We start from the raw sequence: 14558 nt of genomic DNA, 5'->3' as shown, positions 1-14558 counted from the left end.
ATGAAAAAAATTATTAACACGTACAAGTTGTTTTTACTAACGACTCTTTTCTTTACACTGGGTTCGTGTCAAGATGAATTTACAAACAGACCACCAGAAGATGGAATAAGTTTAGATGCTTATTATAGTTCAAATGAACAAGTTGCCAGTGCAACTAATGGTATGTACAGCAGAACATGGTTTCAATTTGAGAATAAATTTATGTGGGCAGTTTCTGAAGTAGGTTCAGGAAATATGTACACAGGTTCATCAGATGTAAATGCCATGAGAACATTTGCTATCAACGGAAGTGATACTGAATTGGTTAATGGATGGAGTGCAATGTGGGCTAATGTAGCTCAGGCTAATGCCATCATCAATTTTCTATCTTCAAGAGTTGGACCTCAAGTTGATGAAGACGTTTTACAAAATACTATTGGTCAAGCTTACTTTATGCGAGCTACAGCTTATTTTTATTTAGTGAGACTTTGGGGTCCAGTTCCAATAATAGAAAATAATCTTAATTACACGTCATCTCCAGTTATTAATACTAATAGAGTTGAAGATATTTATACCTTAATTGAAAGAGATTACCTTGAAGCAATTGATCGTTTGTATGAAAAAAACAGAGGAACAAATTATGCTGATAATGCAAGAATTTCTAAAGGTTCTGCAAAAGCGATGTTAGCAAAAGTATATTTATATGAAAAAAAATATGCTGAAGCGAAACAAATGGCAGAAGAGGTAATAAGTAGTGGAGAATTTAAACTTTATGGCGGACCATCATTGCCTTCTAAAACTTATGCTGACATCTTCACTTATGGTAATAATAATAATGAGGAGTCTATTTTTGCTTTTCAATGGAAAACAGATGGAAACTATGGTTCAGGTAACAATTGTAATACACAATTTGGGATTAGTACACCACAAGTAACTACATCTAACGCTTCTTATGGTGGTGTTTTTGCGCCATCTCAAGATTTAATGGCTGCTTATGAGCCAGGTGATTTGAGAAGAAAAGCAACAATAATGCTTCCAGGTGATGCGTATCCTGAGGTAAAAGTTTTACTTTCTGGTGGTGTTGCAGGTACGTTAACTGTTCCAGCTGCAGATCAAATTGGTGGTCAAAATGCAGGTTCAGCTATTAAAAAGTATTGTATCGGAATTGTTAATGGTTCTAATACAGGTCAAGTAGATCAATGGGGAATGATGGAAAATGTAACTTACATTATGCGTTATGCAGAATTATTATTAATTCATGCAGAAGCTACACTTGCAGGTGGAACAAGTACTTCAGATTCAGGCGCATTGGCTTCATTTAACGCTGTTAGAAATAGAGCAGGATTATCGTCACTTTCATCAATAACTTTTAACGACATTTTCAGAGAAAGAAGATTGGAATTAGCATTTGAAGGTGATTATTGGTTCGATTTAGGAAGATTACCTAGAGCACAAGCTATTTCTATTATGGCTGCACAAAACAGAGGAAATAGATTTACAGCTGAATATTATACTCCTGAAGAAGGTGATTTCTTGTTGCCTTATCCTGATAATGATGTTGCTAAAAATCCAAAATTATTGGAGCCACCAGTTCCTTATGATTTTAATTAAAAAGATATACATATGAAAAATTTTAAAATTAAATATTTGTTTCATTTTTTACTATTAACTTCTTTAGTTACTAGTTTTATTTCTTGTTCAGATGATGATAATTCATCTCAAAGTGGTGCACCCGTAATTGAAAGCGTTAGTGCTGCCGTAGATATTGATGGAAATCCAATAGAACTTACTCCAACGACTGTTGGTTATGCCGATAATGTATACATCATTCAAGGTTCAGGATTTACAACAGTTCAAAAAGTGTTCTTTAACGATACGGATACTTATTTTAACCCAACCTTAGTTACAGATAAAGTTATTATTGTAACGATTGATAGAGATACTCCTTATGCTGATGCTTCTGATGAGTTGCGTGTTGAAACTTTAAACGGAACTGCCACATTTGATTTTGTGGTAGCGCCACCAGCACCATTAGTAACTAGCTTTAATTCTATAAACGCTAATGATGGTGACACTATAACTATTTACGGTTCGTTCTTTTTAGATCCAACAGTAACTTTTGGAACAACACCTGCAACGGTAGTTTCTAATACGTTAACTGAAATTCAAGTAGTTGTTCCATCGGGTTCTTTTCATAAATATGTTACGGTAACAACTATATCAGGTTCAAGTACAAGTACTCAAGCAATTGGAACTGCTATATATGATGATGCTGCAGCAACATTTGTAGAAAATTATTTAGGACCATGGGATGGAAGTGGTTTTGTTTCAAATACAGAATTCAAAACACAAGGCGAAAGTTCTATTGAAGCAAATTATTCAGGTTATACTGGATTCAAATTTCCAATGTACGGAGCATCACCATCAACTACTGGTTATAGTGGAATTCGTGTTTCATTTAAAAGTACTAAAGAAACAGGAAAATTTAAAGTGGTGATCAATAATAATTATGGTGCTGGAAAAGTAGTTTCTTTCACTAATCAATGGACTACTTTCGTTATTCCGTTTTCTGAACTTGGCGGTGCTCCAGCTTCAATAAACGAAATTGTTTTTCAAGAATTTAATAATGATGGTGGCGATAAATTATACATTGATGATGTAGGGTTTGTTTTAAACTAAAATATTGAGTTAGTTTTAATTTTTGCATTAAACCTTGAGTTATTTAATTCAAGGTTTTTTTTTGAAATTGCTACCAATAATTAGTTTCTTAAAACAGCGACAATGATTTTAAAAAACTTGGCGAAGTTAAACTAACGTAGCCTACCAAATTTGTTACCAATAAAAATAAAATTTAAATATATGAAAAAAACAATCCTATTATTGACAACGTTTACCTTTTCACTACTTGCATTTTGTCAAGGAAATACCGTTAAACAAGAAGTGAGCAAGTTTGAAGGATTGGCTAATACACCACCAATGGGTTGGAATTCATGGAATACATTTGAAACCAACATTGACGAAAAATTAGTAAAAGAAACAGCCGATATTATGGTTGCCTCAGGTATGAAAAGTGCTGGTTATACTTATATTGTTTTAGATGACGGTTGGATGACTAAAGAGCGTGATAGCAACGGCGATTTAGTTCCTGATCCTGTTAAATTCCCATCGGGTATGAAAGCGCTTGTTGAGTATGTTCATTCTAAAGGTTTAAAGTTTGGATTATACAATTGTGCCGGAACAAAAACCTGTGCAGGTTATCCTGGAACGCGTGGTTATGAATATCAAGATGCGCGATTTTATGCCAATTTAAATATCGATTTTTTAAAATATGATTGGTGTAACACAGAAGGAATTAATGCAAAAGAAGCTTATGCAACAATGAGTAATGCATTAAAAAAAGCGGGTAAACCAATAGTTTTTAGCTTATGCGAATGGGGTGACAATCAACCATGGAATTGGGGAAAACCCATTGGAAATCTATGGAGAATTTCAGGTGATATCAATCCGTGTTTTGATTGCGAAAATAACCATGGCACTTGGTCTTCATGGGGTTTTATGAAAATTATCGAAATGCGAAAAGACATCCGCAAATTTTCTGGACCTGATCATTGGAATGATTTTGACATGATGGAAGTAGGAAACGGAATGACCTTTGAGGAAGATAAAGCACATTTTGCCATGTGGTCCATGATGGCATCACCATTAATAGCAGGAAATGATTTTAGAAAAATGTCTAAAGAAACCTTGTCTATTTTAACCAACAAAGAATTAATTGCAGTAAACCAAGATAAATTAGGCATACAAGGTTTCAAATATCTTGATGATGACCAACTCGAAGTATGGGTAAAACCTTTGTCCGATGGAAATTGGGCAATAACATTCCTGAATAGGAGTGAAGCTTTAAAGAAAGTAGTATTCGATTGGTCGAAACATATAATTAAAGATACAGATTTTAATTTAGAGTTCAATACCACTGCAATCGTTTTCAAAATAAACGATTTATGGAAAAACAAAGCTGTAGGAACAACAAATACAATCTTTAAATCAGAATTAGCTTCTCATGATGTAATCACTTTAAAACTTACTAAAGTGAAATAGTCAAAGAACTTTGTATGTTTAAAAACCAATTAGGAAACTAGTTGGTTTTTTTGTTTTGTAGTAAGCGTTGTAAGTTTCAGTATATTGCAACTCAAATAATTTTTGCCAATAAATGAACTAACATTAATTATAAGTATTTATTAAAAATATAAGTCTCAACTAATTATGATATAAAACACTTTTCAATTTCTTAATTTTGCAATGCAATAGCTACTAAATTACAATGAACCCAACATTTTCTCACCAAAAACAAATAGAAATCGTAACCACTTTTTCTGAACTTATTGATACCGATTTTAAAGGAGAAACGAATGCGTTGTGTTGGTACCGAAATTTGGAAGGCGATTTTGCCGAAATTGTTAGCCAACTCCAATTAAAAGAAAACATCACCGAAGTTACTCCTAATGATCTTTTGGCGCTCGCACTGTCCGCAGAAGGTATTATTGCCAGAGATATTATCTTAAATGATTTACAATTATTAACCAATTTTGGTGCTGCTCCAGTACTTAATTTACTAAAATGCTACGAACGTGATGACGAATTCGATTTTATTACTACTGATGTGTATTCCTTTCATGTCGATCGTTCGCCTATAACTACAGATACTTTTTTATGTACTTATCACGGTGCGGCAAGTGACATTATTGCGAATGACCAAGCCGTTCCAAAAGCACAAATTCCCGAAATTAGGGCACAATTAAAAGCACTCCATAACGGTCCAGAAATTGAATTTGAAGATTTTCTCAAAGAAAATTATTTCGATTTGCATTACCAAGCGCAACCCAATGCGCAACCCACTAATTTAGGCATTGGACATCTGTGGCGTTTAGCAGTAGATCATCCAACGCAACAAGTACCACCTTGCATTCACAGAGCACCAATTGAAAACGATGGTGAATATCGGTTGTTGTTGATTTGTTAGGGAAATATAGGTAAATCCTTTCATAAATTGTTGATTATAAGAGTAAACTTATTTATATTTGAAATAACTTAACTATAATAACTATTTAACTACCTATTTGGAACAGCATTACTAACTTCCCAACCAATACTTTTCACGTTTGAATAATTAGTAACTTTGTGTTTGAAATTTTTTCTACTATTTGCAGGAAAAAAATCATTTATTGTAAAACTTTCTCTATTAAGTTCCATTTTTGAATCGTCATAGAAAATAACATCAATAGTAACGTCTTTATATGCAGTTATTGTAGCACTATTATCTACAAAACCTTCAATCACTAATTTTGTCCCAAGAAGATTGGTATGATATTTTCCATCGGCTTTTAAGTAATCTGTTGGATTCATTGCTTCTAATTCTTCAGGTGTTAAATCTTGTCCATAAAAGCTTTTAGATGAGGAGTCATTATTGGATCCAATACTTCCAATAACGGCAATAATACCAACAACTACTAAAAGAATAATCACTAATTTTCTCAAAGATGCCCAAAAGTTATTTCCATTGGATTCCTCTGTCTGTTTGTTTATTTTTTGTTGAGTAGGAATAGCAGTTTCTTTTTTTAATGGCGGTGGAATTGCTGCAAGAATGCCTTTTAGTTCATCAACCTCGCTTGCATTTTTCCAATCAACCATACCTTCACACCAAACTGGCGTATCCCGAGATATTTTCTTTTCTTTTAATTCATCAATATCAAATGGTCCAATATTTTCTGAACCGTTGTGTAAGTAGTATTTTTTCATAAATCTATATTATTTTCATAATTTTATTTTCCTGAAAACTTCTCAATAAAACTCATTGGCATTGTGGGAGAGGAATCCTCTTTTAACAAACCTGTTTCCGCTCTACTAAATAAAGATTGAAGTATTAATTGTCTTTCTTCAGGTTCAATAGTTGTATCTTTTTTAAGGGCTAAATAGAAATGTGTTAGCTGCTCGCGTTCTTCTGCATCTCTTGATAGATGTAAGGAACTTAAATATAATTTAGCAAGTATTCTAATAATAAACACAAGTAATGATACAATTGTAATTAAAATTAAAGACCATTTAATTCCTTTTAAAGTATCGCTAAAAATATTTGAATAATAATTATTACCAATTGCTAGGAGAATTATAAACAGTGCTGAACTACCAAATAAAGAAATTCGCACTAACAAATCTAAATGTTTATCACTTTCTGCTTTTAATTTATCTGCTCTATCTTTCCAATATTTTGCTGGTGCTTCTAAACGAAGTTTTTCTCTATATAAATCTTCATTGTTTTTTATGGAATCATTGGAATTTGTAAAGAAAGTTTCAAAACCTGTTTGAACACTAGTAAACCATTCTTCAAATTTTTTGTCTTTTTCTGATTTTAATTTATCTACAGTTTCAAAATGATTCGTTAGATTTTCTTTTGCATCTGAAAGATTGCTATTTAATTGCTGTTCAGCTTCAACTATATATTCATTATACTTTGTTTTTATTTGATTTAAACTTAATTTTTCACTACTACTTCTTCTTGAAATTTCAGAATTACCTTGATGTTTAAATTCATAAGCTAATAGTAAGCCAGTAAAATAGTTTCTGTCTCTATTTTGACTAACACCAGAGTTTGTAATAAAGTTTAATGCACCGAGAAAATTTTCTCTTGATTTTTTATTTACAGAAATTAAAAAATCAGTTTCAGGAGCATCATAAATAAATATAAAATCAGTGTTATTACTTTTCTTTTTTATTAAATTATTTTGGAATTGAGCAAAATCAGTATTAAATCTATTTTGTAAATTAACGTCAGTATAACTTGCGACAGCAACTAAACTAGATTTTAAATTTTCAAAATGTATTTTGGATACTAAAAATTCAGTAGGAATATTTTTAAGTTTATTCCAACCAATAACTTGATCGTAAACAAATTTGTAAACCGATTGTATTCCTTTTAATTCGATTTCTGAATTTAAATGCGAATAATCAATGGTTACCTGAAAACTATTTAATTCACCTTTAAAAGCAGAAGTTTCAACTAATTTTCTAAAATCTTTAATATCCATACATAAACTAATTAACTATTTTCAACAATCCCAATTTCTTCATCACTCAATCCATACAATTCACAAACCTGAGCAACAGAATAATTAAACTCTTTCATATCTTGTTTGGCTAATAAAACTTTTATTGCTACTTCTTTTTCTTTACTAATTGTAAATTCAGAGTGCATTTTTGTTGTTAATTCATCTTTAACTTTTCTTTTCTTTAAACTTTTCATTGTTAGGATTTAAAGTATCCGATTTATGATCATTTGCTTTCTTAAAAGTTTCATTAACTCCTGTTGTACCTATGTTTTTATTTTTAATATCAGCTTCGTGGTTTTTCACTTTTTTCATAATATTTATTTTTTATGTTTAATTATTTTCAACAATCTTTATCTCTTCTTAATTTAAACCACAATTTTTGCTTTTTCATTCTTTCCAAACCTACCAAAAATAAATATTTATTTTAATAAAAAACTACGTACAAATACTTAATTTTTGTAAAAATAAAATACCATTTTCACACTATTTTACGGTTTTCCTCATTTTGGCAAAAAAAAGTAAATAAAAAAATCTCAAGTGTCAAAGCACTTGAGATTTAGATTAGATTGAATGGATAATGAAATCCATAAGTTACTATAGAATAAGTTTTAAAACGGTAGTATTATAGATTTACTCCAATACAATTATCAAACATAGAGCTTGGAAGGTTAGGAGGAAAAGTTGATCCTGTTAAATCACAGTTAATAAATTTTACATTTTCTCTAAATTCACAACCCGTAAAATTGCAATTTTTAAAGTTTGTTTTGTTAGTTTGGGTGGCACTACCAAAAGTTCCATTTTCAAAAATTGATGTCGTAAAGTTTATCGAAGAATAGTTGCCAAATCCATACATTTTAAAGTTCTCTTTAAACCAACCTTCAATAGTAGCATTATTCAATAAAACGCTAACAAACTCTGTTTTTGAAAAATTAGTTTTAATACCATAAGGCTCAATTTTAATGTAAGACCAATCACCACCAATAATTTTAAAATCACTAAAACTGCCTCCTATAATTTTACTTGTTGGTGCTTGAGTGTTATTAAAAGAAACCCCATTCCAAAAACCTTTATTGAAGTTGCAAGCAATATATTTTACTTCAAAACCTACAGAGCCATAAGTCTTAGATTCTGTAAATGTACATCCTTCAAAGGTTGTTTTTCTTATACCATTTAATTTAAAATAACCATCTGCGGTAAAATCAAAATTTGAATTTTTGATAGTAACGTTATTTAAATTTACCATACCACTAGCATCTGAAAAGAAAGTGCAATTAGTGAAGTTACAATTTTCTAATAAGGTATTTAAAATAATAAAATTCTTTAATTTCCACTTGTTTAAATTCCAAAAAGTGTTGGTTCCTCCTTCAATTTTAGTATTGGTAAAATCAAACGAATTGGTTAATCCTCCGCTAGTTGCTGTAATATTTGATAAATTAGAGTTCAAAAAATATGTACCTCTAAAGGAGCCAGAAGAAAAATTGGCATAATCAAATCGTTTGTTATCAAATTTTAATCCATCAAAATTCAAAGCATTGTGTGCTAATAGTTCATCAACAAGTTTTTGATCCATCAAGTCAGGTTTTGTTGTATTTTTATCTTGAGCAGTAAAATCATTTGCTGCCATTTTTTGTACCTTGAACTCAAAATTCTCATTACTATCAATGCTTTTAGTGCTCGCTTCATTATTTGTTAAATAAACATTTTCAGGATTTTTAAAAGAAAGCCAACCACTTCTACCTCGAACAAAAAAAACATTTTCACTTGTATAAACTCGTTCTGTCAAATCTACTTTTATCCATTCACCTTTTTTGTCTGTAATTTTTTCATTGATAATATCGCCATAATAAAATTCCTTAAACGATATTCTTTTCAGATTTTTTAAATTAGGAGTGCCTTCCTTGTAATAAATATTATTATCATTTTCAACTACTTTTTTCAAACGATAAATAATAGTATCATTTTGTTGACTGATTGTTTTACTAATTTGATTGTTTTGCTCAATCAATTTTTCAACAGAGCAGGAACTAAGAAATGCTAGTAAAACTAAAAATAGAATATTCTTTTTCATTTTTAAAGTGTTAATGGTTAGTCATCAAAGGTATCAAAATATAATTGTCATTAAATTAGGGTTTTACCTATTTTTTATAGTTAAAATTATTTTTAAAATTTGATTTTTGAATACTAAGAAGAGGTTTAACACATCTTAACTACATTTAAAACATTGTAGCCGATATGTTAACGTAACGATAGCGCGGACTTTAATCTGTGCTATTGGTATTTTTTAAAAGTTGTGACAATTTATTTTTATTTTATCTTTTTGTCACACTTTCTGTGACAAAATTTTTGATTTCAATTAAATTGTCACAAAAAGTGTGACAAGAATGAATTTTGATTCAACATTGTCACAAAAAAATATATTTAAAGTTGGAAAATGTTGTGGCAATTTTATTTTTTTTAATTGTTTTGCCACACATTCTGTGGCAAAATTTTTGTTTTTAAATAAATTGCCACAAAAAGTGTGGCAAAAATGAATTTTGATAAAACTTTGCCACAAAATATTGCATTGAAAATTTGATTTTCATTTGTAATTTGATGTACAATTTAAGTGTAAAATTCGTGCTAGGTTTTGTTCGGGTTTTGTTCGGGTTTCGTTCGGGATTGGTTCGGGATTATTTTGTGGTTATTTTACCCGTTTTTTGATGTGAATTTTATCCTATTTAAAAAAAATAAACCCATTTGCGAAGGAAACTAAAACAAAGTAAAAACCAAAATAAAAATAGGTAATTTAACTACTCCAAAAATATTCATAAAGTAATTTTAGAAGAATTCATAATCCTATAAAAAAGAACTAATACAGAATCTAGACTAAATAAAATTACTAGGTCATTCTTGCTTTGAAAATGAAAGGAAACAAGAATAACCAAGCAAAAGGGTAGGTGTCAGTTTTTTATTTCAGTTCTTGAATTATCTCTCTTATTTTTTCTTCATAAGTTTTATCAAAATATTCGTTGTAATACCAAAATTCTAATTTTTCGATAATTTGTGGAAGATAAATAAATGACCGATTTTTATAATTATCATTTAGGATTTCATCGGCTTTTTGGTTTTTATTTAAAAGTCGAGTAACCATCACTTCATTAGCTCTTACAAAGTGTTCATACAAACATATTTTCCATTCTGTATAACCTTGTTCAGACATTTTATTTTTTATAGTATCGAAGAGTGCCTTTTTTTCTTCGAGTATTGTTGGATTTATTGTATCAATTGCAGGATTTATAAACGAATGACCAAACTCGTGGATGCAAATGGTTCGAAGCGAAGTTTCGTTATTAAAGCCTAATTCTAAATCTTTGGGATTGTCAATTTTTTCAGGTTTATTGAAACATGCAAAAATGTTTCCTATCATATTTTCACGTCCAACTCCAAAAGCTTGGCCAAATCCTAATGTTAGACTAGGGTAAAGATTGTAATTTTTGACTTGTTTACTGTAGAGATGTTCCATCTCAGTAATGAAATTTTGCTTTGGAATATTTTGAGAAACTTCCAAAATCATCTTATCATAATAGGGTTTGTATTTTTCCAAAAACGCATTAAATTTTATTTCTGTACTAAAATTGTTAAAAGCATTTACAAAGTTTTCAGCTTCTTGTAATGAATTAAATTCACTTAAGAATTTATTTTCTTTATTTACTTTAGCATTCGGAAAATTATCAATACTCAAAAGTAGATTTGAATATTGTAGATAGAATTTTTTATCAAAAAAAGTTTTAATAACTTGAAGGTTTTTACTGTTTAAGTAGGATTTAAACTCATTTGCAATTTTGAAATTGATAGCATATAAATCTTTTATTCTGATGTCTTTTCCGTTGATGTTGAATGATTGCTCATCAGGAATAGAGGCAAAGTCTTCGTAATTAATTAGAAAGCTCGCTAAAGCCAGTAACTCAAAATTGCTGTTATAATTAATGTTGATTTTTTTTTGTTCATAAATGGGATAATGAAGTGAATAGAATCCGTTAGCGTTTTCTCCAACCATTTTAATAGTTGCCTTTTTATTCAAATCGATCTTAGTGTGGTTGATTGTATTTTGCTTGGGTAATGCTGTCCCATTGATTACAATATCTAATTTGCCTTCAGTTGTTTTCCACTTTGAGCTTAGATACGCTAGATGGTTTGGTTTACTGCTAATTTCAATTTTTTCATTGCCACTGAAACGTTCAAAGCTTGCTTTCCAGGTATCTTGTGTTTGATTGGCAGTTATATTTTTTGAAACAGTACAAGAATTTAATAAAATCAATAAAAAAGCGAGTGATATACTTTTATTTATCATATTGTTCTTTGTTTTATTTGAGTTTGGGTAAAAATTGTAACAACGTTTGTTAGAATTCCTTCAGCCATCATATTACCAAAACGTTGATAGCTGCGGTTATTTTAGGTAATCAAATGTGTTTTCAAGTATAAATTTTGGACTTCTTTTTAAAAAATCCATAAAAAATGCTGTGTGAGTTCCTCCCATTAAAATAAAAACCCTATCGTCTTTGGTCATCGGAATTTGATTGAGATTAGAAAACATTACTAAATTTCGATGATAAAATTTAGAAGCTGCGTCCGCACCTTCCGATTTTCCTTTATTAGAAATATAAAGCAATAAATCAGCATTTATATTAATAAGGCTTTCTAAATATTGTGGATGGTTGTTAAGTTTAAATAACTCATAAAAAGGAATGCCGTCTTCTGGATTTTTCTTGTCGTTTTCATCCACCATTTTCCAATATTTACTGTTTGTGGTTTTATCAATAGGATTTATTGTGTCTCCTTGTATACTATAACTTTCTTTATAATCTACTCCGTAAATTTTAGTAGCTCCACTAAGTCTTCCAACTTCGTAGGCTAATAACTCTCTTTCATCAGGATTTGCAAATTTTTTGTTTGGATTTTTTATATAGTCTAAGTAGTCGGCTTGCCTAACACTATCTTTTTCGGGCAATGCTTCAATTATAATAATTGTTGGTTTAAATTCTGATAAAAGTTTGGCAACTTTCTTAATTTCTTTTAAGTTATTTTTATCATTTTCGTCAAATTCTGTCCGCATTGCATCAGAAGTTTCGCCCATATGAAATGTTGCAACATTTAAAACAGGAATTGCATCGTCAAATTTAGTTTTATAAATATTCTGTTTTTCGTAAGGCACATTTTGTGCATAGATAGTTATTGTCGGCAAAAACAATATGAATGTCAAAAATTGTTTCATTTTTTTATGTTTTGTTTTATAATCGTAACTAACGGTTCTCGGATTAGCGATGTGGCGGATTTTCAGCACAAAAGTTTAATTGAAGCTATTCATCCCGATCTTTTGCAACATCTTGTTTGCAGTTGTTTTTATTTCATTTCAATGTCAACTATTTTTTGACCTTTTTCTCCTAAGTATTCTTTCAGTATCTTTTCGTAAACGTTCACACCGTTGTCAGAATTTGTAAAGATTAGCAGACCATCTTGCGTTTGTGGAAAAATAAAAAAGAGGGTTTGCACACCTTTATCAGAACCACCATGAGATAAAGCAATTTCTCCGTTGCCTAAATCATAAATTTCAAAGCCCAAACCAAAGTGTTTCCCTTTCGTGGTTGCTACTTGGTTTTTGGTCATTTCTTCAAAAACATTTTTAGATAAATCACCGCCATTAATAACACTTACCAAAAATTTGCTGTAATCTTCAACGGTTGTCAATAAATCGTCTGCTGCATTGGGTATTTTATTCTTTACAGTTTCGTATGCTTTTTCATCTTTATCATAGCCAATTGCCAATCTTGTTGTGTCCACATTTTTGTCCCAAATATATTTTGTATCGGTCATTTTTAATGGTCTAAAAATAAGTTCATGAGCTAATTGTTGTAATGATTTACGAAACTTCTTTTCCAATGCTTTTCTCAAATATTCCATTCCTTCACCCGAATATTGATATTTTGTGCCTGGTTCAAATTGAAAGTTAAGTTTTCCGTTTTCATTCATAGTTCGCCAATTAGGAAAACCTGTTTGATGGCTAAGAATAATCCGTGTGGTCAGTTTTTTATTTCTTGCATCGTTTGCAACGTCAGGATCAGTCCAGTATTTGTAAAGAGGTTCGTCTAAATTCCATTTGCCTAAACTCACCAATTTTAATGCAACTATAGCGGTTACTGGCTTTGTTAACGAGGCTACATTAAAAATGGTATTGTAGGGTGCAGTAATTCCTTTTGAGATTTCTCCAAACACTTTTACTTGATGAAGTTTACCCTCTTTAATAACGCCAATTCCTAAAGTAGGAACTTTATTTTCTTTCAACCATTTTTCAATTTCAGTTTCGTTATCAAAAATATTCTTTTCTAAGTTGTTGTTTTCATAAGGTTTATGATCAAAACTAAATGAGGTTGTAAGTTTCCATTCGCCGTTTTCTAATTGCCAAACATTTGTAAATTTTGCAATTCCAGCTTGGGTTTCTCTTTTTTCAGAAAATTGGTGTGCACCATTTTGAACCGCTCCATACAAGATGCCATTCTTGTAGAGTGGAAAAATTTCAGTGTTTTCTTTGATTAAAAAACGTTTTACTTTTCGATTGACTTCTTGATTGCAAATACCATTTTTTAAATCTGTCAAGAATTTTGCTTTGTCTGAAATACCATCTTTATCGTGGTAAAATTTTAAATTATTACTTAATAGCTTTTCAAATTGTGAAATATCGCAAGTATTAAACCCTACGTTAAAAAGTAAGCTATCTTTTTCAAGGATGGTTTTAGAAAGATCTGAACTTGCATCAACTTGCGCATTAATTAAAAAAGAGGTCAGATTTAGACTTATGATTAACACTATTTTTTTCATTGTGATAATTTATTTATAATTTGGTTTAGATGTGCGTACGATTATATTATAAAATTTGATTGATGATTATTTAACCAATGACTCTTTGTATGGGGTATGAACTAAGTTGTTGACTTTTAAGTAAATCGTATTTTGTTTAAAATCCAGAAAAATATGAAATCGTTTTAAAAAGTTATTTCCTAAAAGATCATTGTTTTCTTCAGTATTTTTTGTAATCGCCACATCTATGGGAATTCTAAAAAAACGGTATTTTTTCATTCGCACTTCATCTAGTAAAACCATGTCATTTTCAATTTCATGATTATCTGAACCTGTAGTAACGGAACTACCTATTTTGGTCATTTTGCCTATTAGATTACGCTTCGCAGCTAGTAAATTGCTTACAATTATAGAACCATCACAACCTGTATCCAGTTCATACCAGTCGGTAATTTTTTTTCCATCAACGACCAATGTTAATGGGATATAGAAGAGATTATTGATCTTCTTGCATTTCAATTTTATGTATTCCTTTGGAATTTCAGGAAGTTGATCATGAATAATTATTTTCTTGATTCCATAATTAATGTTTACCACTTTGTTTTCAAAGAAAGGCCAACCAATGATGCCATCTTCAAAGTCGTC

General features: G+C 30.3%; 12 protein-coding genes and 1 pseudogene. 4 read left to right on the top strand and 9 right to left on the bottom strand.

Translation table 11 applies throughout. The features are described 5' to 3' along the window. The 4 genes from Q0049_RS13910 to Q0049_RS13895 all read left to right on the top strand — a co-directional run bounded on the left by Q0049_RS13910 (nt 1) and on the right by Q0049_RS13895 (nt 4999). Nucleotides 1-1590 (top strand): RagB/SusD family nutrient uptake outer membrane protein, encoded by a 1590-nt coding sequence (locus Q0049_RS13910; RefSeq protein WP_298120957.1) that lies wholly within the window; start codon nt 1-3, stop codon nt 1588-1590. Nucleotides 1591-1602: 12 nt separating this feature from the next. Further along, the gene (locus tag Q0049_RS13905; RefSeq protein WP_298120955.1) at nt 1603-2658 is read left to right on the top strand and encodes an IPT/TIG domain-containing protein; all 1056 of its coding nucleotides are present in this window, start codon (nt 1603-1605) and stop codon (nt 2656-2658) included. Nucleotides 2659-2838: 180 nt separating this feature from the next. Continuing rightward, the gene (locus tag Q0049_RS13900; RefSeq protein WP_298120953.1) at nt 2839-4077 is read left to right on the top strand and encodes a glycoside hydrolase family 27 protein; all 1239 of its coding nucleotides are present in this window, start codon (nt 2839-2841) and stop codon (nt 4075-4077) included. Nucleotides 4078-4300: 223 nt separating this feature from the next. Next, complete coding sequence (locus Q0049_RS13895) at nt 4301-4999, top strand: DUF1826 domain-containing protein (RefSeq protein ID WP_298120951.1); 699 nt, start codon at nt 4301-4303, stop codon at nt 4997-4999. A gap of 89 nt (nt 5000-5088) precedes the next feature. On the opposite strand, the gene Q0049_RS13890 is transcribed toward Q0049_RS13895, so the two are convergent. From Q0049_RS13890 to Q0049_RS13850, 9 genes and pseudogenes are all read right to left on the bottom strand, one after another. Beyond that, nucleotides 5089-5775 carry a DUF4339 domain-containing protein gene (locus Q0049_RS13890; RefSeq protein ID WP_298120948.1) on the bottom strand — a complete coding sequence of 229 codons (687 nt, stop codon included), beginning with the start codon at nt 5773-5775 and terminating at the stop codon, nt 5089-5091. Nucleotides 5776-5798: 23 nt separating this feature from the next. Beyond that, a complete protein-coding gene (locus Q0049_RS13885; protein ID WP_298120945.1) occupies nt 5799-7061 on the bottom strand; it encodes a DUF6161 domain-containing protein in 1263 nt (420 codons plus the stop codon). A gap of 11 nt (nt 7062-7072) precedes the next feature. Continuing rightward, complete coding sequence (locus Q0049_RS13880) at nt 7073-7276, bottom strand: hypothetical protein (protein ID WP_298120942.1); 204 nt, start codon at nt 7274-7276, stop codon at nt 7073-7075. Beyond that, nucleotides 7248-7394, bottom strand: a complete 147-nt coding sequence (locus tag Q0049_RS13875) for a hypothetical protein (RefSeq protein ID WP_298120940.1) — start codon at nt 7392-7394, stop codon at nt 7248-7250. The genes Q0049_RS13880 and Q0049_RS13875 overlap by 29 nt, the downstream gene beginning before the upstream one ends. A 310-nt stretch (nt 7395-7704) precedes the next feature. Continuing rightward, nucleotides 7705-9150 (bottom strand): pentapeptide repeat-containing protein, encoded by a 1446-nt coding sequence (locus Q0049_RS13870; RefSeq protein ID WP_298120937.1) that lies wholly within the window; start codon nt 9148-9150, stop codon nt 7705-7707. Between the two features lie 879 nt (nt 9151-10029). Beyond that, a complete protein-coding gene (locus tag Q0049_RS13865) occupies nt 10030-11412 on the bottom strand; it encodes a DUF4932 domain-containing protein (RefSeq protein WP_298120935.1) in 1383 nt (460 codons plus the stop codon). A 96-nt stretch (nt 11413-11508) separates the two neighbouring features. Further along, nucleotides 11509-12333 carry a DUF5694 domain-containing protein gene (locus tag Q0049_RS13860; RefSeq protein WP_298120933.1) on the bottom strand — a complete coding sequence of 275 codons (825 nt, stop codon included), beginning with the start codon at nt 12331-12333 and terminating at the stop codon, nt 11509-11511. 128 nt (nt 12334-12461) lie between these two features. After that, nucleotides 12462-13934 (bottom strand): class A beta-lactamase-related serine hydrolase, encoded by a 1473-nt coding sequence (locus Q0049_RS13855; RefSeq protein WP_298120931.1) that lies wholly within the window; start codon nt 13932-13934, stop codon nt 12462-12464. A 66-nt stretch (nt 13935-14000) separates the two neighbouring features. Further along, a pseudogene (locus Q0049_RS13850) lies at nt 14001-14558 on the bottom strand (hypothetical protein); the annotation flags it as partial.

The sequence above is a fragment of the Flavobacterium sp. genome, from assembly GCF_027484205.1.
Lineage (GTDB): Bacteria > Bacteroidota > Bacteroidia > Flavobacteriales > Flavobacteriaceae > Flavobacterium.
The sequence above is the reverse complement of the archived record's forward strand: the minus strand, read 5'-3'. Positions and strand labels throughout refer to the sequence as shown.

What these genes read in the sequence shown, in the direction of transcription:
- Q0049_RS13910 (WP_298120957.1), top strand. Translation starts at nt 1, where the DNA reads ATGAAAAAAATTATTAACACGTACAAGTTGTTTTTACTAACGACTCTT.
- Q0049_RS13905 (WP_298120955.1), top strand. Translation starts at nt 1,603, where the DNA reads ATGAAAAATTTTAAAATTAAATATTTGTTTCATTTTTTACTATTAACT.
- Q0049_RS13900 (WP_298120953.1), top strand. Translation starts at nt 2,839, where the DNA reads ATGAAAAAAACAATCCTATTATTGACAACGTTTACCTTTTCACTACTT.
- Q0049_RS13895 (WP_298120951.1), top strand. Translation starts at nt 4,301, where the DNA reads ATGAACCCAACATTTTCTCACCAAAAACAAATAGAAATCGTAACCACT.
- Q0049_RS13890 (WP_298120948.1), bottom strand. Translation starts at nt 5,775, where the DNA reads ATGAAAAAATACTACTTACACAACGGTTCAGAAAATATTGGACCATTT.
- Q0049_RS13885 (WP_298120945.1), bottom strand. Translation starts at nt 7,061, where the DNA reads ATGGATATTAAAGATTTTAGAAAATTAGTTGAAACTTCTGCTTTTAAA.
- Q0049_RS13880 (WP_298120942.1), bottom strand. Translation starts at nt 7,276, where the DNA reads ATGAAAAGTTTAAAGAAAAGAAAAGTTAAAGATGAATTAACAACAAAA.
- Q0049_RS13875 (WP_298120940.1), bottom strand. Translation starts at nt 7,394, where the DNA reads ATGAAAAAAGTGAAAAACCACGAAGCTGATATTAAAAATAAAAACATA.
- Q0049_RS13870 (WP_298120937.1), bottom strand. Translation starts at nt 9,150, where the DNA reads ATGAAAAAGAATATTCTATTTTTAGTTTTACTAGCATTTCTTAGTTCC.
- Q0049_RS13865 (WP_298120935.1), bottom strand. Translation starts at nt 11,412, where the DNA reads ATGATAAATAAAAGTATATCACTCGCTTTTTTATTGATTTTATTAAAT.
- Q0049_RS13860 (WP_298120933.1), bottom strand. Translation starts at nt 12,333, where the DNA reads ATGAAACAATTTTTGACATTCATATTGTTTTTGCCGACAATAACTATC.
- Q0049_RS13855 (WP_298120931.1), bottom strand. Translation starts at nt 13,934, where the DNA reads ATGAAAAAAATAGTGTTAATCATAAGTCTAAATCTGACCTCTTTTTTA.